Consider the following 7,929-nt stretch of genomic DNA (forward strand, 5'->3'; position numbering starts at 1 on the left):
ATTATTTGTCGATAAAATGAAAGGAATAGTGCTTGCAGGTGGGGCTGGTACCCGTTTATATCCAGCGACTAAAGCTTTTTCGAAGCAATTGATACCCTTGTATGGTAAACCAATGGTCTACTATCCAATCTCGGTCTTGATGCTTGCAGGCATTCGTGAGATTATGATCATTACCACGCCAGATGACCAGCCCCTTTTTAAGAAACTATTGGGAGATGGTCGTCAGTTTGGCATCCAGCTATCGTACAAAATACAGGAACGGCCTGAGGGGATTGCACAAGCTTTCCTCCTAGCTGAAGATTTTTTGCAGGGTGATGATGCATGCTTAATTTTGGGCGACAATGTGTTTTATGGTCAATCGTTTGACCGCATTCTACGGCATGCGATCCAAACAGTGGAGGAGAAGAATGAGGCGGTAGTATTTTCATACTATGTTCGTGACCCAGAGCGATATGGAGTGGTAGAATTTGATGCAGAGCATAAGGTGATCTCTATTGAAGAAAAGCCTAAAACCCCTAAGAGCAATTATGCTGTAGTGGGACTTTATTTCTATCCAGGTGATGTGGTAGACCAAACTCGTAAGGTGAAGCCTTCGGCTCGAGGGGAGTTAGAGATAACCACTCTTAATCAACTCTATTTAGAGCAAGGTCGCCTTTCTGTTCAAACTCTCGGCAGAGGATTCGCATGGCTCGATACTGGTACTTTTGAATCGCTACACGAAGCTGGTGAATTCATTAGGGCTATAGAAAAGCGCCAAGGGTTACAGGTCGCAAACCTAGAGGAGATAGGGTACAACAAAGGGTGGATCTCTCGCGAGGAAGTAATGAATGTGGCCAGTCAATACAAAGGAAGTGACTACGCTGCCTATTTACTTAAGCTACTGAAATAGCTTTTTCACCTCTTTCTTCCCTACTTTAACACAAAAAAGAGTCGATTAGTTTGGTAGTTTGAATTATTGTAGGTACCTTTGCAGAGCATTTGAGAGAAAGATAAGATAATCTATCGAGCTCTCGGGTGTAGGACTTATCGGGGTGTAGCGTAGTCCGGTTAGCGCACCTGGTTTGGGACCAGGGGGTCGTGAGTTCGAATCCCACCACCCCGACAAAAAGAAGAGAGGAATACTTAGTATCCCTCTCTTCTTTTTTTTATATCTAGTAGCGGGGTGCTGCTTCAAATTGATCTTATTTAAGAGAAGAGCACTCTAAAAGCTTCACCTACTTGCTTCACAGGAATCAATTGGATATTCAATTTATCCATCTCTAATCCAAGAAGGTTATCAGCGGGGAGTATCATCGACTTAAAACCAATCTTCTCAGCCTCTGTGATTCGTTGTTGTATACGAGATACTGCACGTATTTCACCACTAAGCCCCACCTCTCCAGTGACACAAGTCTCTCTGGAGATAGGAAGGTCTAGGTTGCTTGATAATACTGCCGATAAAACAGCTAGGTCAAGAGCAGGGTCTTGAATGGTAAGTCCACCAGCGATATTAAGAAAGACATCCTTTTGCACCAACTTGAAGCCTGCTCGCTTCTCCAGTACAGCTAGCAGCATATTTGTGCGCCTATAATCAATGCCAGTAGAGGAGCGTTGAGGATTGGCATAGACTGCCGAGCTCACCAAGGCTTGTACCTCTACAAGTAGAGGGCGAATTCCCTCAATCGTCACTCCTACGCAGCTACCAGATAGCTCACCCTGTGTCCCTGAGAGTAGCATCTCAGAGGGGTTGGTTACCTGCCTGAGTCCGTCGCTTTTCATCTCATACAGTCCGATTTCAGCGGTATTGCCAAATCGATTCTTAAGGGCTCTCAATATTCTATACTGATGGTTTTGATCACCCTCAAATCTTATGACTGTATCTACTAAGTGCTCCAACACTTTTGGCCCCGCAATACTTCCTTCCTTTGTAATATGCCCAATCAATATGATGGGCAACTCATATTCTTTTGCAAAGGAGAGTAGGGCAGCTGTGCACTCCCTAACTTGCGAAAGTGAGCCGGCAGAGGAGTCGCTACGACTGGTCTGTATAGTCTGGATGGAGTCGATTACTAGGAGGTCTGGCTCTACTTCTAGTGCTGTCTCCATAATCGTCTCCAGTTGAGTCTCGCCATAAAGTAGGCAGTGCTCCACTGCATCGGCATCGGTTAGTCGTTCAGCCCTAAGTCGTATCTGACCTGGACTCTCTTCACCACTAACATAAAGCGTTTTGAGGTTACTATTCCTCACCACACTCTGCAATATCAGTGTACTCTTACCAATACCTGGCTCTCCACCAAGTAAAACCAATGAGCCCTTAACCAATCCACCGCCCAACACCCTATTGAGCTCGCCATCAAGCAGGTCCATTCGTGTGGCGGTATCACCAGCTACCAAACTTAGTGGTACTGGAGACTTATCCTGTAGCGGTTTGTCTTTTCGGATTCTTAGCCCTGGCTCCTCTGCTCTGACTGTGTACTCCTTCAGCGTATTCCACGCACCACAAGCGGGGCACTTACCTACCCACTTGGGAAAGTCGGCACCACAGTCAGTGCAGAGCCATACGAGCTTATCTTTCTTCATTATCTATTATTAGTAGACACGCTCTAGTGGTTGTGTCGTGCAGCGTAATAGACCACCTAATTTGCTCACCTCTCGGTAAGGGATAGGAATGGTCTTGACGTTTCTACGATTGAGCCATCCTTGCAATCTCTTGAAGGTGCTATCAATGATCACTGTATCATTGGCAATGCTAAAGACATTAGGATTCATCTCGTACATCTCCTCACGGCTGATAATACAAGTATTCTCAGGACCGAAAATAGACATAATGTACTCCCAATCCTCCACATGTCTAAAGGCACCAGGGAATAGAATACACTTATCCTGACCAATAGGCTGGAAGCAACAATCTAGGTGCAATACGCCAGTGTATGGATCGGTATCGTGCTTGATTAGCTCAATAGGAATAATGTCCTTTTGAGGGAATAGGTCTTTAAGAAAGCCTATAGCATACTTATTGGTCCTTGCCATTTTGTAATTGCTATAGTTTGGGCTTAAGTAAGTACCCAAAAATATCTTATCGTGCATCAAGATCACATCACCACCCTCTATATGTACATGCTCTGGGGGCACAATAATCTTGCTTTGATCTAGATCTTCATAGATCTTATCGTATGCCCTCATTTCAGCCTCGCGGTCGGGAATGATATTGGCACGAATCATCTTGTCCTCAATCACAAAAGCGACATCTCGGGCAAATATCTGATTTACTCCAGGTAGCTCTTGTGGTCTCAGCACCTCCACACCAGCCTCTTTCAAGGCTTTCGCTAGACCCTCAACTTCCCTCTCCAGCGCTTCATCAGTCGGATAGGTGCCTGCAATCAGCGTGCTATAGCTCTTGGCATCGTACGCCTCATCCAATGTGGGCACAGGTCCAGGATTGGTTCCTAGACCTACTATTACAGATTTCAGGGTGCTTGTCTCGTCTTTTACGTTTAGATTTCTCATAATTATTTATTGCAAATAAATTTGATGTATTCCTTGCAGTTAGTTTTTAGTCGCTCAGCAGATCCCTCTCCTTCTGCTCCATAAAAGGCAAAGTAATCCCCACCACGAGCTTTTACAAAGCCTGCCGACCCTTGTACGAAAGAGAGGTAGGTACTTAGTGGAGTTTGGTTAAAGGCTACTTCAGGTGCCCCGCAAGAGGTGGCAGCCTCAATAAGTTTCCCTTCAAGAGCGTGAGGGCAATCGCCCCATGCCCAGCCTTCGGCCCAAACAGTATCCATCCATAGCTTTAAGATAGCTGGCGGCATATACCAGTAGAGTGGAAATTGGAGGACGATTCTATCGTATTGCTCCAATAACCTTTGTTCGCTTTTAAGATCAAAGGTGCCATCCTCCCTTATCACATCACCAAGGTTGTGTATCTTTAGTTGCTCTCCTTCATAAGGTCTTAGAGCCTCCACCCAAGCTTTATTTACTACAGAGCTTGCTAAGTCAGGGTGTCCTACAACGACTAATGTCTTCATTATATCAATCAATATAGATTTCTTAATTATTTATTATCCACAAATTTACCTACAATAACCGAGATTATTGGTATCTTGAGGGCAGAAGAAGAGTAAAAATGATTTATGTAAATATTATGGCACATAAAGTATTAGAGGGTAAGTCGGTTGGCTTCCAGAAAGAGTACTTTCTTAATACAGCATCGGCCCATAGCATTTGGAACCAGATTTCCACAGCAAGGGGGTTATCGGAGTGGTTTGCACCTAAAGTAGATATCACTCAGGACCTCATCCATATATTTTGGGACGACCAAGGGGATGATAGGGTGGCAACAATCAATAAACGTATACCTAATAAGTTGATAGAATGGAGGTGGAACGACGACCCCGAAAGCTATATACGTATGGAGATTGTCACCTCAGAGCTATCCAATAGCACCTCTCTAATGGTTGATGATCACGACAAGGGATTAGAGACGGAGTCGCTAGAGCAAATTTGGATGGCACACGAAGAGCGATTATTGGCCAGCTTAGGAATCCTCTAGCCTTAGCAATCAAACCCCTTTCGACTGAGCACTCCTTTTTGATAGTAGTGCTTTACCTCTTGCATATCTGTTACAAGATCTGCGAGTGCCAATAACTCACTAGGTGCATACCGACCAGTGATGATCACTTCACGGTCACCCTCAATACTCTTAAGAGCATCCAATACTTTTTCCAGTGGTAGTAGCTTCATGTAAAGAGCGATATTGAGCTCGTCTAAGATGATGAGGTCGTACATCTCCCCCTCTCTGTTTCGCAAAAGTGTAGCACACCGATCAAGCCCTCTCTCCGCCATAGCATAGTCTTCATCAGTAGCCTCACGATTGAGGAGACAGCTAGCACCCCATTGCTCTATCTTGAGGCGGTCTTGAAAGTAATCTTCAATAAAGCATTCGCTATATCTCATATCCTTAACGAACTGAGCTATATATACCCTTTTGCCCGCACCCAATGCCCTTAAAGCCATACCAAAAGCTGCAGTGCTTTTGCCCTTTCCATTGCCAGTATATACTTGTATCATCCCTGCTTTTGTACAATAGAGATCCAAATAGCCATAAGAGCTAAGGCTGCGATCAATGCCACGAGTAGAAGCAGTAATTTACGCCATCGCTTTTTGCTATCTCTTTGCGTTATATCCTCTAGAGACCCCTCTTGCGAAGGGAGTATATCTGCCTCTACAAGTGCTTTTATGGCTTCAGCTGCATCCTCTTCTCTCACCATGAGAGATACCCCCACCGACATTCCCGGTATGGCATTAGTAAGTGCATTCTCTACTCTCACAAAAAAACCTCTATCCTGTAGTAGAGTGTATGCTAGGTTTACGTAGCTTTCGTCGTACGAATTGAGCACCTCAACTAGTCCTCCTCTATTTTTCAACTCCTCCATAAGTTACTCGATTTCCTTAATAAGTTGTTGTGCTAGATTCATGCCTTGGGTGATACGGTTGGCCATTCCTATGCCATCAATCACACCCCCTGCTATGTGCAGTCCTGGATACTCTTTTTCAATGGCCTTCATATCCTTCTGTCGCTTTTCTGTCGCTAGGTCGTACTGAGGGATCGCCTTTGGATAGTGAGCAATGTGCACCATGTCGGGGGTAATAGACCGAGGTATCTTCATCATATCATAAAGTTCATTGAGTCCCACCTGCTTCTGCTCCTCAAGTGGAGTGTCTAGCACTAATCCTTTATTCCTTAGGCCACCCATAAAGATGGTAAATAAGGCTCCATCAGGGTAGGGGGTTCGATCCTTGAAGCAAGAACTTGGGAAGAGAATCCCCAGCACCTTTCGTTGCTCCTTGCTGGGAACCAAAGCACCAAAGGCGGCTCTCGGAATATCGGGCAGATGGTTAAAGCCTACACAGACTTCCGTGATAGGAGCGTAGGGAAGGGTGGCGATACGTGTCATCTTGCTAGCGATCTCCTCTCTGAATAACTTTGGAAGTATATCGGCTCTCACAGTGGTGACCACTTTAGTGGATGAAATGGTGTGTTGGTCGCCACTCTTATCTACAAAGGTGGTTTGCCAACCATTTTCTGTCGGGGTGATACAGATATCCTGGGCTTCGAGAACCACCTCACCAGTTCTGCTTATTTTTTTGCCGATGTCCTTGACTAGTTCTTCTAGACCCCCAACAGCCGAAAAGATCTTTTTCGTTGCTTTGCGGTCTCGGTCGCTCTTTGGCTCGGATGCCTTTTTGATGGCCCCTCTGATAAAACTACCGTAGTTTTGCTCCAGATTATAGAGCTTTGGCAATGCTAGTCGGGTCACTAATTGATAAGGATCGCCCGCATAGATCCCCCCAATAAAGGGGTCAATGGTATAATCCACAATCGTCTTTCCAAGCCTGCGCTCCGCAAGCTCACCCACTGTCTCATTAGGGTTGGTTCCCTTTTTTCTAAAAGGTTCAAAAGGTAGGCCCAACTTATCTTTAAGGCTGTAGAGTGGGGTGGTGAGCCCACTCCATGGGCCATTGGGGATAGAGTGAAAGCGATCCTCCTTCCAAATCCATCGATCGTTGGCATTGGCACAAGCCTCCTCAAGCAGGGCATCTGGTGCCGCATACTCAAATAGCTCTGCCACCTCGGGAGAAGATACGGTGCCAGTATTGGGGCCCACTTCATACGTAAAACCATTCTCCTTGAGTGTCTTTATCTGCCCCCCAAGCCTATCCTTTGCTTCGAGTAGGATAAAAGACTTGCCCTCTTTCTCAAGCTCTGCAGCAAGCGAAAGACCAGTTATACCACCACCGATGATCACTATTGGATAGTGATTTTGTATATTATTCATCGCCTATATATTTATGTGCATTAATCGTTTGCTACAAATTTAATAATTTCTTGCTACACAAGAGCAATAAAATCTCTTATTATCATGCGTATGAAGCAAATAGAAAGTAGTTGAGGGTGGACAGATAGCCGACAATATTCAGAGTTATAAGTAAGCGATTGTTGAGATGCAACAAAGCATTTGCTTAGTTGCAACTCACTGATTGCTTAGTTGCATCTCGCCGATTGCTTAGTTGCAACTTAAAATACGCCTTCCTAACTAACTGATTTATAGAAGGATAAATAGAGCAAAAAATGGTGTGTAAAACTGAAATGTTTGGTGTATAAAGTAGAAATGTTTTAGGTATGAAACAAAAACGTTTTGTGTATAAAACTTTTTGTGTTGGGATATTATTGGTAACTTTGTAGTGTAATCCTAGCGGGGATGACTGGTTTTGACAGCATGTAGAGGTGATGCGTAAGCACGTAGTGCATCGTTGACTGGCACTTTAATCATAGTCCTCAAAGCTTTTTAAGTGGCGAAAATAATTCTTACGCTCTTGCAGCGTAACCGAAGTTTAGTAGGTTACTGCTCTTGCGCTTGAGCATAGGCTCGCGGCAAGACATCACTCCGATACCGTGATCTCGAGGTGGTCGGATATAGTGGTGCCGGAATATCGGGAAGGGTTGGTAGTGCGTCTTTCACTATCGACGACATTTTAGAGACTAAGCAAGTAGGAGGGTAGCTTTGGCCAAACCTATTTGCCGACAACCAAAGCAAAGCTAAACGTGTAGAAAGCGGATTAGTTCCGTGTTTGGACGAGGGTTCGAATCCCTCCATCTCCACTAAAAGAGACCGCTCAGAGCCTAATGGCTTTGAGCGGTCTCTTCTTATTCTTTAGCTACACCGGGTAGTTACTATGCTGGTAATGATTCAAGAGATATAGGAGATTATAGCTCATCTATCTCGTTGACGATCTCCTTCATGTCGCCTATTTCACAAGATGTGGAGATTAATCGATCGGTGAGGTAATCTAGGTCATAAGACAAGTTGTATGGTGAAGCATTACCTATTGTGGAAAAGGAATTAATGATATACTCATAATGGTGGTTGCGTACGACACCAAAATACC

At 44.7% G+C, this 7,929-nt stretch carries 9 protein-coding genes, 1 tRNA gene and 1 other RNA gene; 4 read left to right on the plus strand and 7 right to left on the minus strand.

The window, feature by feature from the left end; translation table 11 throughout:
• Positions 1–16 precede the first annotated feature (16 nt).
• The gene (rfbA, locus tag A3GK_RS0106620) at positions 17–889 is read left to right on the plus strand and encodes a glucose-1-phosphate thymidylyltransferase RfbA (protein ID WP_018028685.1); all 873 of its coding nucleotides are present in this window, start codon (positions 17–19) and stop codon (positions 887–889) included.
• Between the two features lie 138 nt (positions 890–1,027).
• A tRNA-Pro gene (locus tag A3GK_RS0106625) sits at positions 1,028–1,102 on the plus strand.
• A gap of 83 nt (positions 1,103–1,185) precedes the next feature.
• Here A3GK_RS0106625 and radA read toward each other — a convergent pair.
• Genes radA through A3GK_RS0106640 form a run of 3 tightly spaced genes read right to left on the minus strand, consistent with a single transcriptional unit; the run spans position 1,186 to position 4,007 of the window.
• Positions 1,186–2,559, minus strand: coding sequence for a DNA repair protein RadA (radA, locus tag A3GK_RS0106630; protein WP_018028686.1), 1,374 nt, complete (start codon positions 2,557–2,559; stop codon positions 1,186–1,188).
• Between the two features lie 9 nt (positions 2,560–2,568).
• Positions 2,569–3,486 (minus strand): dimethylarginine dimethylaminohydrolase family protein, encoded by a 918-nt coding sequence (locus tag A3GK_RS0106635; protein ID WP_018028687.1) that lies wholly within the window; start codon positions 3,484–3,486, stop codon positions 2,569–2,571.
• A gap of 2 nt (positions 3,487–3,488) precedes the next feature.
• A complete protein-coding gene (locus A3GK_RS0106640) occupies positions 3,489–4,007 on the minus strand; it encodes an NAD(P)H-dependent oxidoreductase (RefSeq protein WP_018028688.1) in 519 nt (172 codons plus the stop codon).
• 116 nt (positions 4,008–4,123) lie between these two features.
• Between A3GK_RS0106640 and A3GK_RS0106645 the strand changes: the two genes are divergently transcribed.
• Positions 4,124–4,531: an START-like domain-containing protein gene (locus A3GK_RS0106645; protein WP_040576043.1), complete on the plus strand. Its 408-nt coding sequence runs from the start codon at positions 4,124–4,126 to the stop codon at positions 4,529–4,531.
• A gap of 2 nt (positions 4,532–4,533) precedes the next feature.
• On the opposite strand, the gene A3GK_RS0106650 is transcribed toward A3GK_RS0106645, so the two are convergent.
• The 3 genes from A3GK_RS0106650 to hemG are packed head-to-tail and all read right to left on the minus strand — an operon-like array spanning position 4,534 to position 6,818.
• Positions 4,534–5,049 (minus strand): cob(I)yrinic acid a,c-diamide adenosyltransferase, encoded by a 516-nt coding sequence (locus tag A3GK_RS0106650; RefSeq protein WP_018028690.1) that lies wholly within the window; start codon positions 5,047–5,049, stop codon positions 4,534–4,536.
• A complete protein-coding gene (locus A3GK_RS0106655; protein WP_018028691.1) occupies positions 5,046–5,414 on the minus strand; it encodes a DUF2007 domain-containing protein in 369 nt (122 codons plus the stop codon). Before A3GK_RS0106655 ends, A3GK_RS0106650 begins: the two co-directional genes overlap by 4 nt.
• Before the next feature lie 3 nt (positions 5,415–5,417).
• Positions 5,418–6,818 (minus strand): protoporphyrinogen oxidase, encoded by a 1,401-nt coding sequence (gene hemG, locus A3GK_RS0106660; RefSeq protein ID WP_018028692.1) that lies wholly within the window; start codon positions 6,816–6,818, stop codon positions 5,418–5,420.
• Positions 6,819–7,237: 419 nt separating this feature from the next.
• Here hemG and ssrA point away from each other — a divergent pair.
• Positions 7,238–7,645: a transfer-messenger RNA gene (gene ssrA / locus A3GK_RS11260) on the plus strand.
• A 102-nt stretch (positions 7,646–7,747) separates the two neighbouring features.
• Here the strand turns inward: ssrA and A3GK_RS11540 are convergent.
• A partial coding sequence (locus A3GK_RS11540) for a hypothetical protein (RefSeq protein ID WP_026161771.1) occupies positions 7,748–7,929 on the minus strand: 182 nt, incomplete at its 5' end.

It is taken from the genome of Porphyromonas somerae DSM 23386 (assembly GCF_000372405.1).
In the GTDB taxonomy this organism is placed as follows: domain Bacteria; phylum Bacteroidota; class Bacteroidia; order Bacteroidales; family Porphyromonadaceae; genus Porphyromonas_A; species Porphyromonas_A somerae.